This is a genomic window from Bacteroidota bacterium, assembly GCA_016714535.1.
Lineage (GTDB): Bacteria > Bacteroidota > Bacteroidia > AKYH767-A > OLB10 > JADKFV01.
Window position 1 is genome coordinate 99895 of record JADKDR010000014.1, and the last position, 22670, is coordinate 122564.

Consider the following 22670-nt stretch of genomic DNA (forward strand, 5'->3'; position numbering starts at 1 on the left):
ACACATGGCAGTTCGATTCAGTTTTTTTGCGGGTGCAAATGTAGCTTTTTATCGAAAAGTTGAATAACAATAAACCTTTGAGTTTGGGCGAATGAATGGTGTGGTTTTCTGTGGTTTGTAAAAAAAGGTCTCCTTTTTGTCAATACGTGAGCATCGCATAAAGCTCAAAACATTTCATTAGTGTCACTTTAGTATAACTCATAAACACAATTCTTATACTTAGCGAGATAATGTAAAAACAAGATTCGTTTTTTTACTGGGAATATTTTCTTAGCAAAACAACCATGTTATGACTAATTAATGTAGTCCATACATTTAACAGCGAGTAAAATTTGGTATTCGTATTATTTTATCTCTTTGAGATAAAAGAGAATGAACTAAGTCGCAGTAAAAAAAGGATTTGCAACTGACAGCTTGTTTTAACCATTAAACAAATCAGAAAATAGTAATTGTTAGAGTGAATTACCAAGGCTACATTGCTTCAATATTATTACCGGTGTGCAACCCCTATGCTACTTTGACAATGCTTTAAGCAAGGGCAGGTATCGTTCATCAATTATATGCATGTGCCACCGCTGATGCCCTGCAAGCATAAAACCTAAACTTGCAACACTGTAAGGGCCTTTAAATCCCATGCCGGTTTTTTCAAGCATTTCATTATCGAAAGAATTAAAAAGTGCAATCGTACCCAGACGCACTATTTTGAGTTCATCAATTATATTACTGAGTTTGCGATTAACAGCACGTCCTGCGCGAGCATAGGTATCTTCATCATACGAAGGTAGTGGCTGTGTTTCGTTACGACTAAATGCTAACGCCCTGTAGCTAAAAATTCGTTCGGTATCTATTACATGTTGTACAATATCTTTAATGGTCCACTTATCAGGAGCATAGATGCGGTCGCCAATTTTTTCCCATACATCAAGGGGCCAGTTATTTATTTCGCTCAAACTTATTTGTAATGAGGATATAAGCGCTGCATCTTCAGCCAGATTAATATACCTGTCAAAGTATTCAGGCATTTCTTTTAAATCGCTTTTTTTCATTTTTATTGATTCCTAAATTTTTTCTTCAAAAATACATGAGCTCTTTATAACGGATAAGTCATTGTAATGACATATCCGGCCAACAGATTCTTTATTAATTTTTTTTCCAGGTTTTATAAATATCTTGCTGTTTTGGACGGTGAGCTGGCACCTCACGCAAGGGCTCACAAGGTTTTAGGCTGGCATACAATTCGGCCGGAAGTTGCTGATATAGTTGAGTTCCTTTGGATTTCCATGCAATCATATCAACTGTTACATCTTTGATAATTTTTGCCGGATTGCCTACTGCAATTTTTCTGAGTGGAATATGCATGCCATCACTTACAAAACTTAAAGCACCAATTATGCACTCATCTTCAATAATCACATTATCCATAATTACGGCATTCATGCCTATTAAACAATTAGCACCAATAGTGGCACCATGTATTACAGCACCATGGCCAATATGCGCGTTTTGTTTAAGCAGCACGGTTACACCAGGAAACATATGTATGGTGCAGTTTTCCTGAACATTGCATCCGTCTTCAATAATAATTTCGCCCCAGTCGCCACGGATGGCTGCTCCCGGACCTATGTAAACATTGGCGCCTATCACTACATTGCCTGTAACTGCAGCTTGCGGATGCACAAACGAACTTTCGTGAACCACCGGTATATAGCCATTGAAAGAGTATATCATATTGTCATTATTTGGGTATCAAAGCAATGCGAATTTAATTTAAAGTACAAATTACGGTAGCATTATGTTTTGTTGAAAAGCTTGTCAGATACATTCTTCAACATTTACACACTCCTTGCTGTTTGTAAGTTCGTGTTCGGTTCATTATGCTTATGTCATGTGGTATTTGCTATATTTGTACCTTCGCAATCGTCCTATTTGGATCTTCAAAAAAAACACTTTCATGATTCGTAAAAACATTAACCTGATTATTATTTTTTCTTTTTTCTTTCAAATTGCCCAGTCGCAAATTGTACCAGTTACTGCATCGCTTGGTGGCCTTCAACGTGATATGGAAGAATTTTATGGCTACAATAGCGGTAGTACCATACGTTACGTTAGTTGGGATACACCACAATTTCCAGATGCTTTAAAAACCCTGCATGCCGAAATATACCGTTTTCCTGCAGGCGCTTACAGCAACTGGTGGGACTGGCGCACAGGTTGGGTAAAAAAAGCCGACCAAATGCCTCCCAAGGTTGTTTTGCCTGGAAAATATATGCTCAACTATCAGTATGATAATACGCTCGAGAAATTTAAACAAAGCCTTGATGCTACGGGAGCAACTCCCATTTTTTTGCTCAACATGGTATCATCAACCCTCGATGATCAAATAGCCTTATTATATCATGCCAAGTGCATAGGCCTTCCAATTAAGTATGTAGAACTAGGCAAAGAATTTTATGATGATGACCCATCGGTGTTGGCAGTATTTCCAACTGCCGAATCGTTTGCTGAAACAATGTACACCTGGACTCGTGAGATTGTCAAACATTTTCCAAATGCACGTGTTGGATTTAATGCCTCGTTTGAATACGATCGTTTTCCCTCGCCACATCACCGAAGAATATCATGGAATAAAAAAATTATTGATGTACTTAATGCAAAAGGAAATTTCCCCTATGCTAATTCTGCACCAAGCATGTATATTTTTTATGGAAGCGGTAATGGAAATACGGGTCTTCCTATCAGTACATACAATCAAGTAAATAATATGATGAACCAGGGATTTTTAATTCTTGATCATATACAGCAGGTTGAAGTTCCTCGGTTCAATCAGTTTCCCGAAATATGGATTTCGGAAATAAACCTGATGGATACCGGTACGGGAGTTCATGGTACCTGGGGACATGGCATGTTTACTGTTTTGGTAGCTATGCGTCTTCTTGAAGAACCAAAAATTTCAAAAGGATTAATTCACAACATTGTTGGCGATGCTGTATATTCATCTTTATTTGAAAGTAACGATGCACTATGTCTTGGTGGCGAAGGAGGTTTTCAGTCGCCAATCCCTTTGGGAAGTACTTGCGCCAATTATCCAACCACGTATCTCGGCAAGTCGGCACAAGGCAATACGCTTGGCTTAATGGGCCATGCCATGATGAATTGCAATAAAGCGCGCAAACTGACTTTTACAGGGGCTCCTTTTATTGGCAACTCCAGCAATCGCAGCGTGTATGGCTTCAAATTCTGGAATAGTAATGCCATCAACAGCGATCAATATATCGTACTCAATATGGCTAATAATACGTGCGAGGTAGATCTTGCTTCGCTCGCTCTTGGCAATGTAAATAAGTTTGATCAGATTACACAATCGCCATTTACTCCGGTACAAGACAATCTGCCGGTTACCTCAGGAAATATTGTGAGCAATAAAGTTACCTTACCACCATACTCCATCACACGATTGAGGGCTGATAATACCAGCGCCCTTAAAGCATGGACCATAGAAGATACCATTTGCAACGGGCAAAGTACTTCGTTGCATGCACGTGGTGCATCAACCTATACATGGGCTCCGGCAGCAGGCTTAAGCGCAACCAATGGCAGTGACATTGTTGCAGCTCCAACCGCCAACACAACGTATACAGTAACCGATAATTTTGGTTCCGCCAAAACAATTTCAATTGTTGTAGGTGCTAACCCAACCATTCACGTTACCGGAGTGCCAAAGGGTAAAATGTGTCAGGGATCACTACCAACTATTACCGCAAGCGGAGGCACCTATTATCATTGGTCGCCAAAACCGGAACAAATACTTAACGCTTCGCAAAACAGAGCTAGATTGAGAGTGTCTAATAGCACAACGTATACGGTATATGCTACTAATGGTACCTGTTGGTGTGGCGAAAAACCTTTTACACTAAATGTAAAAGGTGAATATAAATTAGGAACCGACCGTTTGAATTGCAGCGGGGAACAAGATTCGCTTACATCGGGAACAAAGCCACATTTTTTTAATTTTCAATGGACTGCAAGCAACAGCACGTTTACGTCTACACTGTTTAAACCCATTGTTGCGCCAACAGATACAACGGCTTATTATATGCGTGTTCAAAATGGTTTTTGTATTTACCGCGACACCATTGTTATTAATACTATGAATTGCTGCACAGGCACCATCACCTTAAAAAACCCTACCACCGCCTCGTTGTATGCTGCCGTGCAAGCCCAGTGTGGTTCATGTGTTACCAAAAATCAGGGCGTGTTTGTTATCAGAAACTATACAGGCAAAGTGGTAATTAATGGAAAATTGTATGTGGACGAATCATTGAAAATATTGAATTGCCCCAACATAACCTTGAATGATGGTGGACAAATAGAATTAAATCAGGCAGCAGACTTTACCGTTGACAGTAACACCACCCTGGCCGACTGCAATGGAAAAATGTGGAAAGGAATATACAGTTACGATGCAAATAATATTGTTACTGTTTATAAAGGGAAAATTAAAAATGCACTCATTGGTGTGGATGCCACCATTGATACGAAATTGGATATAGAAGATGCGGTTTTCGAAAACAATGGAATAAGTATCTATATGCATGATTTCTTGAAAAACAGCACAGGCTCTATCGTTGGTTCAACATTTACATGCGATAGTGCAACCATGCTTCCTCCCTATACCAACAGGCGCACCGATGTGCACCTTAAAATAAATGGAATTGCAAAAGCAAATATTGGCTCGGCTGCAGGTGGGCAAAATATTTTTCGTAATGCATATAATGGTGTTACTATTGAACATTGTGAAGTGGGCGTATACAACTCATTATTTGAAAATATTATTGCTACCAATTCAACCAATGGTATTGCATTAAAAGTTACAGGATTTAATCAGCGTTTCGATCCGGCATTGCTAGGCAATACCGGAAACTCAAAATTAGTATTCAATAATTGTTCGCGCGCTATAGAAGGAGCCGATTACCTGGTACTTCGAGTTCGAAATAACACGTTTACCAATTGTGGAAAATCAATTTATGCTTCCAAATGTTCCGATTCTTTGTACACAAATCCCCTCGAAATTTCGGGCAACACCTTTACCAACACCGGCAGCGCAATGGAACTCTACTTAAATTCTAATTCGACCATAGATATAATAAATAATACGATAAGCACATCGGGAGATAGCGCATTTGGAATTTCTATTCAGGATATAAAAGCGCTTAGCACCAGCATTCTTGATATTGAAGATAACACGATAACCAATTGTAAGCAGGGTATATTTATGAATCAGGCGGCACGCAAAGGCACTATCAGAAACAATACGATAGTAGTTGCCAAGCCCGTAGGGCAATCAAAAACTTTTTGCATCAAAAATTATAATACAGACTCACTTACTATTTCTCAAAATAATTTTTACTACGATACCACGCAAGCTATTAATACCAATACACGCGGTTTGTTTAATCAAAATGTAAAATTAAATACATTTAGTGATAACCTTATTCGTGGTTTCGAGAATGGAATATTATTTACCGGCACAAGTTGCAATCCCAATTCGCTAAGATGTAATAAATTCTTTGCTTGCAGTAAAGGACTAGTGCTAGAGTCGCAGGCCGTAATAGGCGCGCAGGGTGATAGTGCTGGAGCCAAGACCTGGCAAAACAGATGGGAGCCTGCCGGTTTTTGCGATTCAGCAAATGCTCAAGGAAATTTTTCGGTTTATATGAATAATGCACCCGGGGCACAATCAACCTTCTTTACGCTAGCAACATATCCTTATAAAATTCTCACTAGCGGTATACAAGGTGCTGGAAGTAAAATTAACGGTAAGGTAATTACGGGAACAGGAGTTAATTGTATTCTTATGCTTAATAATGATAATGATCAAGCATCAATACGTAATGAAATACCTGCATCAGTTGTTAATATAAATGATTCCGATTTAGATGCCCTGTGGCAATTGGCAAGTCAATGCCCCGATGATGCTGGAAATGCAGTGTTTGAAGCTCGCACCTTGCTTAGTAATCACTATCAAACGATTATCGATTTTGAAAATGCATGCGATAAAACAAATGCTATAAGTTTGATTACAGAGTTTACGGTTTATCCAAATCCTGCAAGCGACCACATTATATTGTCACTTGATGGTTTGATTGATGAAGAAATAACGGTTAGAATTTTGGATGCTTACGGAAAAGTTGTTTATGCTACCATTATGAAAAATGTTTCAAGTTTGCCCATTTCGACTCAACAACTATCAAACGGAGTTTATAGAGCCATATTGGTCCTTCCTGATCAAAGGGCTCTACAGCGCACGTTTACAGTGTTAAAATAAACAAAAGCGCATTGGGTTTGTTTATAAAAATTGACGAATAGTTCCATTAAACAGATAGACTAATTATCTTCGTGCTGGGTTTTTCAACACCAAGAAATGCTTTAATTTGCATAATTGAAAAAGCCACGTTTGGACATGAGGATTTATTAGCCAATGTTACTTACTAAACTAAAAAATTTAATCAAAAGAAAATCAAAATAAATGAAATCTCTTTATCTAAAACTAGTCACTTTATTTGTCTTAACCGGCTTTATAGTGGCAAACGCACAAAAGCCTGTTATTTTATGGAAAAAAAATTATGGCGGCTCTTTGTTTGATCAACCCTTTGGCACCGAGCAAACTATGTCGGGAGGTTTAATTAGCGGAGGGCATGCCTTGTCAAGCGATATTGATATTACATCCAACTATGGCGATTATGATTGGTGGATATTAAAATTGGATAAGGATGGAAACAAGCTGTGGAGCAAATCTTATGGCGGCTCACTATACGATAAAGCACGCTATGCAGCTGAAAATCCCGACAGCACAATTATTGCTTTTGGCAGTGTGAGATCTAACGATATTGATGTTAGCGGAAGTCATGGCGAAAATGACTATTGGCTGCTAAAGCTTGATAAAAATGGTGACCGTATATGGGCAAAGTGTTATGGTGGTACCAAAGAGGAGGGCGGACGCAGCGCAATCCATTGCCTTAATGGAAACTATATATGTGCAGGGTATACACATTCGAGCGATCTTCAAGTAAGCAACAAATATGGTGCTTATGATGTGTGGTTGGTAGAAGTAGACCCTGACAGTGGCAACATTGTTTGGGAAAAAAGTTTTGGAGGCAGCGATGTTGAACGTGTTCGCAGTATTTATCAATGGCCTAATGGCGATTATGTTTTACAGGAAATTCAAACTCTGATGATTATGACCTTGCCAATGCTACCCTTGTAGGTGGCGAAGATATGTGGACTTGCAAAATAGATTCGGATGGCAACGTCTTATGGAGTTACCTATGTGGCTCACTTGGTAAAGACCGCGCGTATAATGTTACTCGCGACTGGGATGGCCACGTGCTGGTAACCGGCAAAGATTCGCTCAACAGCGGTTGTGTGGATGACAATCATGGATCGAGTGATGTATGGCTGATGAAGCTTGATTTTAATACCGGGCAATTAATTTGGGAAAAATCTTTTGGTGGTACCATGGATGACGAAGGTTTCCGCACCATACCAACTCCCGATCATGGATACTTGGTTGGAGCAACTTCACAATCAGATGATTTTGATGTACCTGGCAATAGAGGTCTTAGCGACTACTGGGTTTTTAAAACTGATTCGCTTCTAAATATTGAATGGAGTGTAAATTGGGGAGGTGGCAGTTGGGATCACTTAAATGATTTGGTTGAATTAACCGATGGGAGTTATGCTGCTGTTGGTTTTTCGAGCAGCGACAAGGGTCCTAAGAGCATGACAGATACCAATTTTGGTAGCTTTGATTCGTGGATGGTACGCTTTATCAATTGCGATACTGTACCTGACATTGCCATATCCGGTGCTACCTCGTTTTGCGATGGAGGCCAGGTAACCCTTACAGCACCGGTGTCGCAATCTTATTTGTGGAGTAATGGTGCAACCACACCAAGTATTGTGGTTGACACAACAAGTTCATATACAGTAATAGTGACAAGTTTCGACAGTGCTTGTGTTGGCTACTCCAATGCTGTGCAGGTTACCGAATTTTCGTTGCCACCTATTCCGTTGATAAACGGAAGCAACGGTACTTTTACCTCTAGTATTGCTAATCATTATCAATGGTATCTTAATGGAAACGTGATGGTAGGGGATACCAACCAAACATTTATACCTATTGCCTTTGGAGCATATAATGTGGTTATTACCGATTCCAATGGCTGCACCGCTTCATCTGCTACATTTACCTATGCAGCTATTAATGAATTAAATACTTCAAAAGATTTTACGATATATCCCAATCCAACAAGTAGCAAAATAGTTTGGATAGAAAACAAAGGAGTTGATTTAAAAAATGCAGAAATACGCATATTGAATAGTGCCGGTGCGGTTGTAAAATCTTACAATGCAACAGCATTGAAATCCGGTAACAAGTTATATTTCGATTTAAGCAAATACTCAAGCGGCTACTATCGCATACTTATTGATACCACCGAAAAGCGTTATGCCTACCCACTGATTGTAAAGTAAAAGAGAGTTTCAGATTAACTAATAAAATCAAATTGTCACCAGCCTATCCAAGTTAGGCTGGTGATTTTTTTTAGCATAAGATTGGCGTTACGCAATGGATATTATCTTGGTAACAAAAAAATTATTTAGACAGCACGAAGCATCATTACAACTGTTCCTTCAGTCGGTTTAACTTAAACCATAATACTTGTGCATGTCTCGTAAACAAAAACTTAGCACCAATGTATATGGTGGTTGTTGTTTAGCAATATATGGTTGTCATAACAAATCAATTCCAATAAATTGCAGAAGAAGGCAGCAATCCATTTTTTTCATTTTGTGCAGCTGTCTTAACTAACGACACAAGCATATTTCAATTGCTCTAAAAAATAAATTAGCAATCGTGCCGTAAAAGAATTGAATAGCGCAAGATCAAATTAGGGCAAGTGCCTTTATGAATTAATAATACCTTAATTAATGAAGCAGCTAAAACATATTCATTATTCCATTGTTTGTTTTGAGTTGATATGCGTTGCAATGTGAGCAAATTGGGTTGCCGTAGTTTTGAGCACGTTATTACTCGCATCAAGTACACATATTGCTTTAGTTTTTACCTTTGCAAAAAATATATTTTGGAACCATCAACATCTACCAAACCGGCACCTGCCAACATTGCTCAATTGCGCAACGATTTTCCTATTCTAAATCAAACCATATACAACAAGCGTAAATTAGTTTACTTAGACAATGCTGCCACCTCCCAAAAACCGCAAGCGGTTATTGATGCCATTTCTAAATATTATCAATTGTATAATGCAAATGTGCACCGTGGTGTGCATTATCTTAGTCAGCAAGCCTCGCAAGCCTATGATGATGTACGTAAATCACTATCTCAATTTATTAATGCACGTGGCGAGGAGGAAATAGTATTTACGAGCGGCACTACGCATAGTATTAATCTGGTAGCTTTTACATGGGGAAGAAAAAATGTACAAGCCGGAGATGAAATAATTTTAAGCGCAATGGAACATCACAGCAATATTGTTCCCTGGCAAATGTTATGTGAAGAAAAGGGAGCTCGTCTACAAATCATTCCCATGAATGACAAGGGTGAACTCCTGGTTGAGCAACTTCCTTCTTTAATAAATGATAAGACCAAGTTAATAGCTTGCGTGTATATGAGTAATTCGCTTGGAACCATTAATCCTGTAAGGGAAATAATTGAAATGGCCCATGCAAGACAAATACCGGTAATGTTGGATGGGGCGCAAGCTATTTCGCATTTCGAAATAGATGTACAACAACTGGATTGCGATTTTTTTGTTTGTAGTGCCCATAAAATGCTTGGACCAACCGGTACCGGATTTTTATATGCAAAAAGAGAAATACTTGAGCAGATGCCCCCTTATATGGGTGGTGGCGATATGATACGCAATGTAAGTTTTGAAAAAACTACCTATAACGATATCCCATTTAGATTTGAAGCAGGAACGCCTAATGTAGAAGGAGTAATTGGTTTTGGGGCTGCTATTGAATATTGGAATCAATTAAATCGTAAGGCGGTTGCAGCATATGAGCAGGAATTGGTAGACTATTGTACAAAAGCACTAAGTCAAATACCGCAAGTGCGCTTGTATGGTACTGCTGCCAACAAGGCTTCGGTAATTTCTTTTACCATACAAAATGTAAATGCTCTTGATGCAGGCATGTACCTTGACACACTTGGTATTGCAGTGCGCACAGGCCAGCATTGCACTGAACCTGTTATGCATTTTTTTGATATTCCGGGAACCATTCGAGCTTCATTCTATTTTTATAATAACAAAGAAGATTGCGATACTTTTATTGAAGGGGTGAGTAAGGCAATTCGGTTATTAGGCAAGTAATATATTACCGGCCGGTCAGCGTCAACAATTAATAATGTTGGGTTCACCATCGAATAATTCTGTTACACACAGAAATAAACACTATTGATAATAATAATTGTGTAAAATAATTTGGTGTGCAAACTTTTTGATATGCATAAACGTATATCATTGCATCATATAGATGTAACGCAAAACTAAAAAGCCATGAATCTGGTACAATTAACTGATAGTAAAATCCCACCACTTAAAACGAGTGACAGTGTGGCGCATGCAAAACGATGGATGCAGGCAGCAGGATTACAATCATTGCCGGTGCTAAAAGGCAAGCGTTACATTGGCATCATCCATAACGAACAACTACAAAAGGAAAACGAAACATTGCCATTATCGGCTACTCAAATTATATTCGATCGTCAATTCATTTATTCCAATCAACACCTGTATAATGCATTGGGGTATGCAATACAACACCGTATCGAAATCTTGCCTGTAATAAATAATGATGGCGATTACGAAGGGTTAATAACCCGCGACAATCTCATGGGTGCTTATGCTTCAGTTCGCTCCATGAACAATGATGGTAGTATTATAGAACTTGAAATTAGCAGTCATGATTTCTTACTATCGAAACTCGTTGATATTGTTGCAAGCAACAATGGACATATACAAAGTATGGATGTAAATGATAAAAGGGACAATACTCCAGTTACGGTTACCTTAAAACTTTCTAATGAGGATATCTCGCGTATCGAGCAGGCTTTTTATCGCATCGGGTATCATGTTACTGCTACCCATCACTCGGTTGATAGTGGCAACAACATGCAAGATCGCTACGATGCACTGATGCGCTACCTCAATGTGTAAGGCATTATTGCTGATGGCTCGAAACCACTTCCAGAAAATTTTCAGTAATATATTTTAATTGATCTTCCGATAATTCGGTATGCATGGGTAATGAAATTACTTCTTTGCACAGTTGTTCGCTTATCGGAAAATCGCCACTGTGATAGCGACTACTTCGATATGCTTTTTGCTGATGCACCGGAATGGGATAATAAATCATAGCCGGAATATTCCGTTCGGCAAGTGCCGAACGTATAGCGTCACGGTTAACACCGTTTAAGCACAGAGTGTATTGGTGAAATACATGGGTTGATTTGGGATTTCGAACCGGAATTTTTATTAATGGATGTTTCGCAAAGGCTTTGTCGTAATACGATGCAGCATGGTTGCGTGCTGCGGCATATGCATCCAGATGTTTGAGTTTGGTTCGTAAAATGGCTGCCTGCAACGTATCGAGGCGCGAGTTACACCCAACCTCATCAAAAACATATTGCACACTTTGGCCATGATTAGCAATCATTTGTATGCGGTTGCCCAATTCTGCGCTATTCGTAAATATGGCTCCGCCATCGCCATAGCAGCCAAGATTTTTGGAAGGAAAAAAACTGGTTGTGCCAATATCGCCCATTGTTCCTGACTTGTGTTTGGTACCATCACTAAAGGTATATGTTGCGCCAATAGCCTGCGCCACATCTTCTATCACATAAAGTTTGTGCTTATGGGCAATGTTCAAAATAGATTCCATATCGGCACACTGACCAAATAAATGTACCGGTACAATAGCCTTTGTTTTTGGGGTAATGGCTTTTTCTATAGCAGCAGGATCAATGCAAAATGTATTCGGGTCTACTTCTACCAATACAGGAGTTAACTTTAATAGGGCTATTACCTCAACGGTGGCAATGTAGGTAAACGAAGCAGAAATTACCTCATCGCCCTGCTGCAACCCCAGTGCCATCATGGCTATTTGCAAAGCATCAGTTCCATTTGCGCAGGGAACTACTTTGGCAACATTTAAATACGATTGCAACTCTGCAGCAAATGATTTTACATCGGGCCCATTTATAAAAGCCGTATTGTTTATAACGTTTTGTATGGCTGCATCTATCTCAGGTTTTATTTTCTGATACTGACCGGCAAGGTCAACCATGTGAAGTTTTTGCATCGAATTTGTATTTTAGAATTGCGAAAGTAGACAAAATAATGCGCGATTTAGCTTGCATAATTGTGTTGATTTTCAAATTAAAAATGATTGTGCTTGTTAGCTTGGTTTTATAAAAATTTAAAGGCATACCTGTTACCAAAAAAAAAACGAGGCGCACCTTAGGTGCGCCTCGCCTGTAATTTTTTTGCCTACGTTACTTTATAACTACTTTATGCTGATACGATTCTTTACTACCAACAACCTTTATCACATATACCCCTTTTGCCAGCGATGTAAGGTCAACATTGGTTTTATCTCCATTCCAGGTGAATTGCTTTACTGAACTTCCGAGTACATCATTTATTAGTACATCGTGTTCTGTTTCGATGGCATTAATTGAGTGCAAAGTGAATATTCCGTTTGATGGATTTGGATAAACCAAAACACGCATTGTATTAATTTCGGGAGTTGAAAGAACAGTAGCATCATCAAACCAGGTAACCAGATTGCAGTTTACATCTAGCGTTGGATTAAATCCATCGTTGCAGTCGCTGCAGGTAATTCCTGTTTGACAATTTGGATTATTAGGATGACATTGATCAATGTAACTAGACTGAAACTTGTACTCAAGATTAACAGAAGGATTGCCAACATATGCCGACATATCATAATCAAAAGGTTTAGCTATACTGCCAGGGCACCAGCCGGCCCGGTTATAGGTCCAGGTACCATTTTGGGGCATACATGCATCCGGATTCGGATTACATACCGTCCAGTTATTTTGTGTAAAGGTTTGATTTCCATTTACCCAAACATGATGCGTGGCATTATAAAATTCGGCCGCATTTGCGGTATTAAGATTTCCCCAGCCATGTCCGGTACTTACAAGTTTTAATTTTGCTGCAACTGCTGTTGCTTCAAAGGTGTGCGGGGCAGCAGGCACGGGTTGTAAGTTGGCCATATCGCCAAAAGGATAAATGGCTTTCCAAACTTTATCAACTTTACTGTAACGATGCGGAGGGGTGCCGGCATGATAATTCAAATTCATAGCGTATAAAAATCCATTGGTCAGTGTACCCAGGTTGACACGGAAAGTAACCTTTCCTTGTAACATGCTCATGTAATCGCCAAGGTTGATGGTATGATTACATGCCACTCCATAAGGAGTAATATATCGTATCACTTCGTACCATTGCCCATTCATGCCAAGCACATCTACACTTGATACGCGATCCCAAGGATCGCATCCGCCATTCGGAGGGCATGTAACAGAAAGCGTAGTAAGAATGGTATCAAACGCACCTACATAAGATGGCAATATTCCATCTGCAGTAAGCGAGCCTGTTGTGCTATTAAGCCAAAGCCCCGAAAATGCCGGAACACTTGGCAATGTGGATACCGACTGCACCACATTAACGGTTACCGTATTAGTACTTATCACACCATAATTACTGGTGGCTTTTATGTCAATGGTTTGGGTGCCGTAAGCCGTGGGTGTCCACCAGGCGGTATAGTGTCCATTGCCATAATCATGTGCGGGATAGGACGTGCCGTTAATTACAAATTCCAAATCGGTAATGTTAAATAAGGTAGGATAGGGCATATTAGCAATAGCCGCCAGTTGCAATGCTCCTAAAGTTGGCATATATATATCAGTATTGTTAACCGGATTTCGTGGGTCTATTACTGCTAAGTTGGCGTACGGGTCAACTACATCAAATGTATTTACTACCGCCACAGCGGTGTCGTATGTTCCATTACCAAACTGATCAGCTTGAATAGTAACCGTGCCCGGCCCGCTAAAGTAAGCTGTATCGTTGCTTATAGAGCATGGCCCTGCTAACACCGTGTACGTGCACGGCAAGCCGGATGTTGCAGTTGCATTTAAATAATAGGAAGGCAACGTAGTTAACTGAGGTGGAACTTGTGGAAACGAAATTGCCTGAAACGAATTATTAAGCGTTCCGTTAAAGTTTGAAGTGGCACCAGTGAGCGCAAAATTATTAAATGCACCATCGTAAGTAGGAGAGTTTAAACTGGTTGTAAGGCTGGCAATACCGGTATTATTGCCACCCGGTACTCCCTGATTGCATTTAAAATACAATTGCAATCCAGGCTCAGAGCCGGTTAGTTCATTAGCCATCATGTCTTGAATTTCGGTTTGGGAAAGAGCTTTATTCCACATCGTTACTTCATCTATACGGCCACTGTATACAAAGTTAAAGCCATTCAATATACTTTTACCAATTGCAAAGGGAACAGTGGTGTTTGTAATAGTGCCTGCTGCAGCCTTGGTTCCTACCAGGTTTCCGTTTACATATAATGATAACAGGTTGCTGCCATATACCCATGCTATATGTTGCCATGTTTGCGGTACAATGGTAAAGTTGGGTGATTTATAATCATACAGCACGCCACTTGAATTTTGCATTCTGCATTCGAGCTGTCCGTTGTTTAATTGTATTAAATAGAACCCTGCATTGGTACTGCGTATTCCCATCAGTCCCTGACCGTAGGCCAGTTGATTATCCCAAAACCAGCCAGTTATACTAAAGGCATTACTACCGGCAATGAGTGCCGAAGCATTGGGTGATGTAACAAAATCATCAGTTCCATCAAAATCGAGATATTGATTTGATTGAGCTACTGCAACCGTGTAACTGCATAGAAAAGTAAACAAAGCAAAGCAAACTTTGCAGATCGTATTTTTAATCATTTTAATTAAGAATTTTTGAAATGCAATAATAAGGAATTATAATTTTCCAGGCGTTATATGGTGCTATTAAATGTAAAAATCAAGCCACATGCAAGCGGTGATGGGTTGTTTAATAGTGACAGTAAAACACCCCATTCTTTATGCATTAATTAAAAACAATTGGTGGGTATATTCTATATTTGTCCACTTAATATGAGTAATACCGAACAACAACAAATTAAAAGCACTTTTGCCAATACAGTGCAAAGTATTCGTGAGCATTTAAGTTCATGGCACAAGCGTAGGATGGCATTGCTTGCTGTACTCATTGTTATTTCTGCTTTTTGCGATGTAGTCAGTCTCGGATTAATTTTGCCTATCATTAGCATTGCCACTGACCCAACCATAATACAGCGCAACCAATACCTAAGTTGGGCTTACAACTATTTTCAGTTTGATTCGGTTGCACAATTCAGCCTGGTGCTGGTAATTGTAGTCATGTTTTTTTACCTGATAAAAAACAGTTATGCACTTTTTGTAAATTGGCTTAGTACTAAGTTTACAGTAGATGTAGCTATTCACATTACACGAAATCAATTTAATAAATATTACGACCTCACGTATCTGGATTTTACCAATATCAATTCGGCATTGATATTAAATCATGTGTTCAGCAATCCCACCTCGTACATGATTTGGATTATAAACCCGGTTATCATGCTGTTTAGCGAATTGCTTATCGTATTGTTCATTATAGGATTTATGATTTTTAGCAATCCGATATTGTTTTTATGCTTAGTAGCAACAGTTGGTCCGGCTACTTTTTTAATCTATTACTCGTTACGTAATGTTAATACACAAATAGGAACAGGTATGGACCTTGCCTATCCGCGTGCCGTAGAAGCATTGAATCACTCTATTTTTGGATATACCGATATAAAACTTACTGGTACCGAAAGAGTTTTCAGACAGAAGTATCTTGCAGCTATCGAAAAGTATCATTCGCTCAATATGAAAGGGGCGTTTTTATCATTGGTACCTTTGCGAGCATATGAGTTAGTTGCCATCATAGGCATTGTGGTTGTGTTTGCCTATATTTATTTCAGAAATATGATAGAAGCTAACTCCGAAGCACTAACACTGGTTGTTCTGTTTGCCGTAAGCGCATCGCGTATAATGCCTTCACTTAACCGTATCGTATCGAGCATGATGTATATTCGTAAAACGCAGGTATCTATTAAAAACCTTAATTTTTTAAAAGACAAAACACTTGACAACCGCACCGAAGTTACAAGCGACCCACTTACATTTAATAAGGAAATTATTTTTGAGAATATAAATTTCAGGTTCACTAAAGACCAAGGGTACTTACTAAGGAATATTTCATTCACTGTAAAGAAAGGCGAGAAGATAGGTTTTGTTGGTGTTTCGGGAAGTGGAAAAACCACGTTGATGAATATTTTGCTTCGATTTTTAAAAGAAGATGATGGTGCTATTACCACCGATGGAACCAAACTTACCGATCGCAACATGCGCAGTTGGCGCAATTTGTTGGGTTACGTTAAGCAAGATATTTTCATAATGGATGCAAGCATAAAAGCCAATATAGCTTTTGGAGAAGATAAGATTGATGAACAAAAATTAATGCGCGCTATAACACAGGCTTCGCTACAGGATTTAGTAGATAGCCTTCCGGAAGGTGTAGAAACAAAAATTGGAGAAAAAGGCTCTAAACTGAGTGGAGGTCAACGCCAACGCATAGGTATTGCGAGAGCATTATATCGCGATGCGCAAATTTTAATTTTTGACGAAGCCACTTCGGCACTTGATACTGCTACCGAAACCGAAGTAACTGAAGCCATTGATAAACTTAGTGACATTAATAAAACTATTTTCATTATTGCTCACCGTATTACCACACTTAAAAATTGCAATCGTATTTATGAGTTAGAAAAAGGATGCATTAAGTCAGAATACTCTTATAGGGAGTTGATAGATAAGGTGGTGTAAAATGATACAACAACAAGAGCCGTGGCTCTATGGGAATATTTCTAAATGTGTTTTTGTAAATTTAACAATCTTTTTTATTTAGAGATTAAACCTAACAAGGAGGATGTTATCATACTACTAATAACCGATTGATTTTTTAAACACTTTAAAAATTTTATAATACTATGAAAAAAGAAATGATGCGAATCTTAATGCTGACAATGATAGCAGCATTAGTAATTACAGGATGTAAAAAAGATAATGATAACGATACCGAAACCGAATCGTCTTCTGACAATGCAATAGCTGAAGCGCAATTTGATAATGTTGCCCGACAGGTAGGTGATGTTGCCGATGCAAATAAATGGCTCGACTTCTGGAATGGAGGAATCCACGTTCAGTTAAATGGATGTGCCAACATTTCGGTAGTGCCGGCAGATACCATAACATGGCCCAAGACTGTAACAATTGATTTCGGTCCGGTAAATTGTACCGGATGGGATGGTAAAATGCATCGTGGAAAAATCATAGCCGTATTCACAGGGCGCTATCGTAACCCGGGCACGGTTATCTCCATTTCCTTCGACAACTATTTTGTAAACAACAATAAAATTGAAGGGACTAAAACCATTACAAACAATGGCTTTAACAACAGCAATCATTTATCATACTCAATCGTTGTAAGCAATGGAAAGATTACTAAACCTGATGGCAGCACATTAACATGGAACAGCACACGCACCCGCGAATGGATAAGCGGCTATAGCACGCAGGGTAATCATAAGGACGATGAGTATCTTATTTCAGGAAGTGCCAGTGGCACTTCGTTCAAAGGAATATCTTTTGCTGCCAACATTACCCAACCTTTGCTGGTTTCGCCTTCGTGCAAATGGATAATGTCAGGAATCGTAGAACTTACTCCGCAGGGCAAACCAACACGTACCATTAATTTTGGCAGTGGTAATTGCGATGATCAGGCTACTATCACTATCAAGAATAAAACATTTACTATTACGCTGAAGTAAGTTGGTAAAAATAAAATTGTGAGAGAGCCCTGCAGCAATTGCTGCAGGGCTTTTTATTTGGCAAGTACCTTATTTTCACGAAAGTAAACTACACCGCCAAAAGCAATCAGTGCAATAGTAGTGAGTACATGGTATAGTGTTACCGAAACATTCTGCTTAAGCGCATAATGACATCCGGCAAAAAGTAAAATTGATAGTATGAAGTAAAAGCTTATTGCACCTAAATCGTATTGGATGGGATAATGTTTGGTTCCCAGAAAGTATGAAATAATCATCATACTTGCATAGCATACTAAGGTAGTATAAGCAGCGCCAGTATATCCATAAATAGGAATTAATATAAAATTTAAAACTAATGTAATAACTGCACCTGCCAAAGATATATAGGCACCGTAACGGGTTTTGCCGCTAAGTTTATACCACATGCCCTGATATAAATAAACGCCCAGGAATAAGTTAGCAAGGAGCAAAATAGGTACAACATGCAATCCTTCCCAATACCGGTTATTGATAAAATATTTTATCCACTCCAGATTAAGCATTACAAAAAGAAAAATGAGCGAACACAGAATTACAAAATACTTCATCACGTTAGCAAACACTTGCTTTTCGTTTTGCTCGTTTTTACGATTAAAAAAAAATGGCTCGGCAGCAAATCGAAATGCCTGAATAAAAAGTGTCATCAGGATACTGAGCTTGTAACAAGCGCCATAAATGCCTTGCTGATAAAGCGCTTGCTGCGGAGGTTTTATCAGATAGGAAATTAAAATACGATCGAGTGTTTCATTTATCATACCTGCAAACCCAGCTATCAATAATGGTAATGCATATAACAGCGACTCCCTCCATAAAGATGTATTAATGGAAAATCGAATTGCTGAAATTTCTTTCATAAGCAGCAAACATACCACACCGCTCGACAGCACATTTGCAATAAATATATGTCTGGCATTTAAAGGTAGTGGAGCTAGCTGATACATGAATCGTAACATTGCATGATTGCTGCTATTATTCTGCTCCCAGGCAAAAGCAAACAATAAGGTAAAACCAATATTGATTATAATGCCTGCCATCTTTATGCTTACAAACTTGGCTACATGGTCAGATAGCCTGAGGGCACCAAATGGAATTGTACTTAGTGTGTCAAATAGTAATATAAAGGCCATTAACACAAAATAGTGCTCGTACCCTTGCAGATTAAGTACCAATGAAATGGGTTGTCGAAATATTATGATGGTTGAAGCAAACAGTATAGAAGATATAACGATGCCTGTATAGGTGGTTTGAAAAACATCACGTTCGTTATATTTCTTGCTGAAATAGAAGTAAGCCGTTTCCATACCATATGTAAAAAGCATATTTGCGAATGATATGATTGCATAGAAGTATGAAATAATTCCAAACTCTTCGGGTAAGAAAAGAGAAGTAAGTAGTGGAGTAAGTAAATAATTGAGCAGCCTGCCTACCAGGGTACTAAGGCCATATAAGGCCGTTTGTGAAAGCAGCTTTTTATAAATACTCATTTGAAATACAACGCAGTGCGGCAAAATTATGTTTTGTTGCTACAGATTTATTTTGCTTTATAAAATGTAATGAACATAAAACAGCGTATAAGTATTGAAGTTAAAGTTCCTTAAGTAGGTCGGTTTTAATATACTATAATCATTTTGACTGAACATGAAGTCGCTATCACTAGTATTAGTGATTGACAGGGCGTGGGTTGATACATTATGTTTGTCGGGCTTTAAATAAAGCGACCAATCTTACCAAACAAAAATTTTAAATTCTTAAAAAAAATCAAAATGAGAAAAAACATTAACTTTCTTGGGGCTGCACTTGTATTGTGCCTTACTGCCTCGCAATCATTCGCTCAATGGTCAGTTACAGGTACTACCATTCATCAAACTACGTTAACCAATAGAGTAAACATCGGTGGATCGGGAGCATCAAGTACCATGTTAACCATTACCGGAGCCGCCAACAATGGTGACATTACGGTTAACGACTCATACCCATTTGTAAATCTAAATAAACCAAATGCTAATAATAATAATGGCATTTGCTTTAGAACTTCAGGAGCCAATAAAGCATGGATGTATCATAAAGATTCTTCAGGAATCATTTTTTCTAATAGCACTGGTGGGGGAACTCCTGATATGTTTGTGCGTGCAGGTCGTGTTGGTGTAAATACATCATCGCCAGCCGAAGCATTGGATGTATTGGGTAATTGCAAAGTTTCTGCCAACGCATATATTGGTGGAGTAATAAGCCAAAATAGTGGCACCGGAGCGCAAACAGTTACGCTAAGTTGTCCTAATTCAAGTGATGTGAGCTTAGTATTAAAGCGTGTTGGAGCAGGTTCTTACGATTGGAGAATGCGCAACTCTGGAGGTGTTTTACGCTATGAAAATAGTGCAGATGATGGAACTACTTATACTGAATATATGCGTATGGATTTAAATGGCAATGTTGGTATTGGTACAACAAGCACCATCTATAAGTTAAATGTTTGTGGTGCAGTTCGTGCTACCGAGCTTCGCCTGGAAACAGGCTGGTGCGATTACGTGTTTGAGCCAGACTATAAATTACGCCCACTGTCGGAGGTTGAATCTTTTATTAAGGAAAATAAACACTTACCTGAAATTAATCCTGCTTCAGATGTAGAAAACAATGGCTTACAAGTTGCCGATATGAGCGCACGCATGATTAAGAAAATAGAGGAGTTAACACTTTATATGATTGATGCTGACAAGCGCATTAAAGCATTAGAGCAAGAAAACAAGGATTTGAAAGCTACCATAGGAAAGTAATTTTCAACTTATAAAAATTGCATAGCTATGAATAGAAACAAAAAATGGATTTTGCCGGTGATTGCTTTATTGCTGGCTTCCGTGTGGAGCTATGCGCAAACTGCTACAAGCAGCACGCATACCACAGTTCAAAATATTAAACTAGGGCCTTTTAGTGGAAACTATTTTAAGCCCATAGTAGCAGATGGTGGAGGATTGATATATCGTGAGTTTCAAACTAACGAATATAAAATTCTATCCACTACAGTAAGCGAAACCAATACTGCTAACATGCGCTTGTTTCTAAGCGATGTTAATTTGGGTGCCAACAGTTTTATACAATTAATTTCGTTGTATGATAATGGCACACAACGCCTCGACAATAAGAGCATAGAAGATTGGTATTACTCATCAGCATTTTTTAATGGAGATGCAGTTGAGGTTCAGCTTTGGGTAGCACCGGGCGATAATAATGTAATGCTTAAAGTTGCAAGCACGTTTGCAATTGAGGGATTCCTTGGCTCACCTGAGTCGCAATGCGGAACCACCGATGACCGCGTAGCATCAAGTGATAAAAAGGTTGGCCGATTGATGCCTGTTGGTTGTACGGGATGGCAAATTTCCAATGGTCGTTTCGTTACCGCTGGTCATTGCACAGGAAACATGTCTATTATGGAATTTAATGTTCCCTCTTCTACAAGTAATGGTACAACCGTTGCAGCCAGTCCAAGCAATCAGTATCCCGTGGTTGCAAACAGTATTGTTTTTCAAAATACTACCGGTACTGGTAATGACTGGTGTACATACAATGTAAACCCTAATTCAAACACCGGAAAGTTGCCTAATGAAGCCAATGGGGTTTTCAATGCCTTTGATCAAACCTACTTCCGTTGCACAAAAGATGTGTTACCAGGCACCTCGGGGAGCACAACACGAATTACGGGATTTGGAGTAGATTTCGTACCCTCTGGTACTGGTGGCGGTCCTTGTTCAGGCTGCAACGCAAGTAGCCAAACCAATCAAACAAGTGCCGGACCATTTGTAAGTGAAACAGGAAGCACTACCGCAGTAGGATTAAACTATACCGTTGATACCGAAGGTGGAAACAGCGGAAGCCCTGTTATTATTAATAACACTTTAAATACAGTGGGTATACATACCAATGCGGGTTGTGTAACAAACAATGCAAATCCCGGAGCAAATGCAGGAACAAGTTTCGAAGAGGATGATCTTGAAACTGCCGTACAAAATGCTTTGGGTACCGGCCATTTGTATATTGATGAGAATCACCCCTCGGCCACGGCCTCGGGAACTGTAATGCGTCCATACAAAACCGTAAATGCTGCTGTAACTGCCGCTGCTGCCAACAATACGTTGAACATAGTAGAAGGAGCATATACAGAAACCGTTATTACTACGAAAACACTTGTAATGCGCGCCCCTGTAGGACTGGTAGTGATTGGCCCCAGTGCTTTTGCCAATTTGGAAACCCGTTACGAAGAACAAGGAAACGAAACCAGTTCAAATTCTGCCTCCAGCACCAATGATGTTGCCGTAATGCCTAATCCTTTTGCAAATAACTTTACGATGACTTTGGATTTAAATTCAGAAAGAAGGTGCTCTGCATACATTACTAACATGGCAGGTGCAGTAGTAAAGGTAGTTTTCAGCGACAAGGTATTTGATCAGGGACAACAGCAAATTAGTGTTGATTGTTCTGAGTTAGCCGATGGCTCTTACTTTATAGTTGTAAATGATGGAGAAAAAATTCTTCGTTCAAAAATCAACAAGTTAAACTAACCCACC

The 22670-nt window shown here is 39.1% G+C and carries 14 protein-coding genes; 9 read left to right on the top strand and 5 right to left on the bottom strand.

Features of this window, described 5'->3' with window-relative positions:
- Positions 1-512: 512 nt before the first annotated feature.
- Positions 513-1022, bottom strand: a complete 510-nt coding sequence (locus tag IPO27_16720; protein ID MBK8848083.1) for a DinB family protein — start codon at positions 1020-1022, stop codon at positions 513-515.
- 118 nt (positions 1023-1140) lie between these two features.
- Entirely contained in the window at positions 1141-1728 is a 588-nt protein-coding gene (locus IPO27_16725) for a transferase hexapeptide repeat family protein (GenBank protein ID MBK8848084.1), read from the bottom strand.
- A gap of 223 nt (positions 1729-1951) precedes the next feature.
- On the opposite strand from IPO27_16725, the gene IPO27_16730 reads away from it, so the two are divergent.
- The 5 genes from IPO27_16730 to IPO27_16750 all read left to right on the top strand — a co-directional run bounded on the left by IPO27_16730 (position 1952) and on the right by IPO27_16750 (position 11243).
- A complete protein-coding gene (locus IPO27_16730) occupies positions 1952-6325 on the top strand; it encodes a T9SS type A sorting domain-containing protein (GenBank protein MBK8848085.1) in 4374 nt (1457 codons plus the stop codon).
- Between the two features lie 201 nt (positions 6326-6526).
- A complete protein-coding gene (locus IPO27_16735; GenBank protein ID MBK8848086.1) occupies positions 6527-7264 on the top strand; it encodes a hypothetical protein in 738 nt (245 codons plus the stop codon).
- Positions 7265-7275: 11 nt separating this feature from the next.
- Positions 7276-8532: a T9SS type A sorting domain-containing protein gene (locus IPO27_16740; protein MBK8848087.1), complete on the top strand. Its 1257-nt coding sequence runs from the start codon at positions 7276-7278 to the stop codon at positions 8530-8532.
- Between the two features lie 506 nt (positions 8533-9038).
- Positions 9039-10397, top strand: a complete 1359-nt coding sequence (locus tag IPO27_16745) for a cysteine desulfurase (protein MBK8848088.1) — start codon at positions 9039-9041, stop codon at positions 10395-10397.
- A gap of 186 nt (positions 10398-10583) precedes the next feature.
- Positions 10584-11243, top strand: a complete 660-nt coding sequence (locus tag IPO27_16750; GenBank protein ID MBK8848089.1) for a hypothetical protein — start codon at positions 10584-10586, stop codon at positions 11241-11243.
- A 4-nt stretch (positions 11244-11247) separates the two neighbouring features.
- Here IPO27_16750 and IPO27_16755 read toward each other — a convergent pair whose 3' ends face one another.
- Positions 11248-12387, bottom strand: a complete 1140-nt coding sequence (locus IPO27_16755) for a DegT/DnrJ/EryC1/StrS family aminotransferase (protein ID MBK8848090.1) — start codon at positions 12385-12387, stop codon at positions 11248-11250.
- A gap of 193 nt (positions 12388-12580) precedes the next feature.
- Entirely contained in the window at positions 12581-15082 is a 2502-nt protein-coding gene (locus IPO27_16760; GenBank protein ID MBK8848091.1) for a T9SS type A sorting domain-containing protein, read from the bottom strand.
- Positions 15083-15274: 192 nt separating this feature from the next.
- Here IPO27_16760 and IPO27_16765 point away from each other — a divergent pair, with 192 nt between their 5' ends.
- The gene (locus IPO27_16765; protein ID MBK8848092.1) at positions 15275-17071 is read left to right on the top strand and encodes an ABC transporter ATP-binding protein; all 1797 of its coding nucleotides are present in this window, start codon (positions 15275-15277) and stop codon (positions 17069-17071) included.
- A gap of 164 nt (positions 17072-17235) precedes the next feature.
- Positions 17236-18075 carry a hypothetical protein gene (locus tag IPO27_16770; GenBank protein MBK8848093.1) on the top strand — a complete coding sequence of 280 codons (840 nt, stop codon included), beginning with the start codon at positions 17236-17238 and terminating at the stop codon, positions 18073-18075.
- A 53-nt stretch (positions 18076-18128) separates the two neighbouring features.
- Here the strand turns inward: IPO27_16770 and IPO27_16775 are convergent, their stop codons facing one another.
- Entirely contained in the window at positions 18129-19598 is a 1470-nt protein-coding gene (locus IPO27_16775; protein MBK8848094.1) for a polysaccharide biosynthesis C-terminal domain-containing protein, read from the bottom strand.
- A gap of 279 nt (positions 19599-19877) precedes the next feature.
- Here IPO27_16775 and IPO27_16780 point away from each other — a divergent pair, with 279 nt between their 5' ends.
- Both IPO27_16780 and IPO27_16785 read left to right on the top strand, forming a co-directional pair.
- Positions 19878-20885 (top strand): hypothetical protein, encoded by a 1008-nt coding sequence (locus IPO27_16780; protein ID MBK8848095.1) that lies wholly within the window; start codon positions 19878-19880, stop codon positions 20883-20885.
- Positions 20886-20912: 27 nt separating this feature from the next.
- A complete protein-coding gene (locus tag IPO27_16785) occupies positions 20913-22664 on the top strand; it encodes a T9SS type A sorting domain-containing protein (protein ID MBK8848096.1) in 1752 nt (583 codons plus the stop codon).
- Positions 22665-22670: the final 6 nt, after the last annotated feature.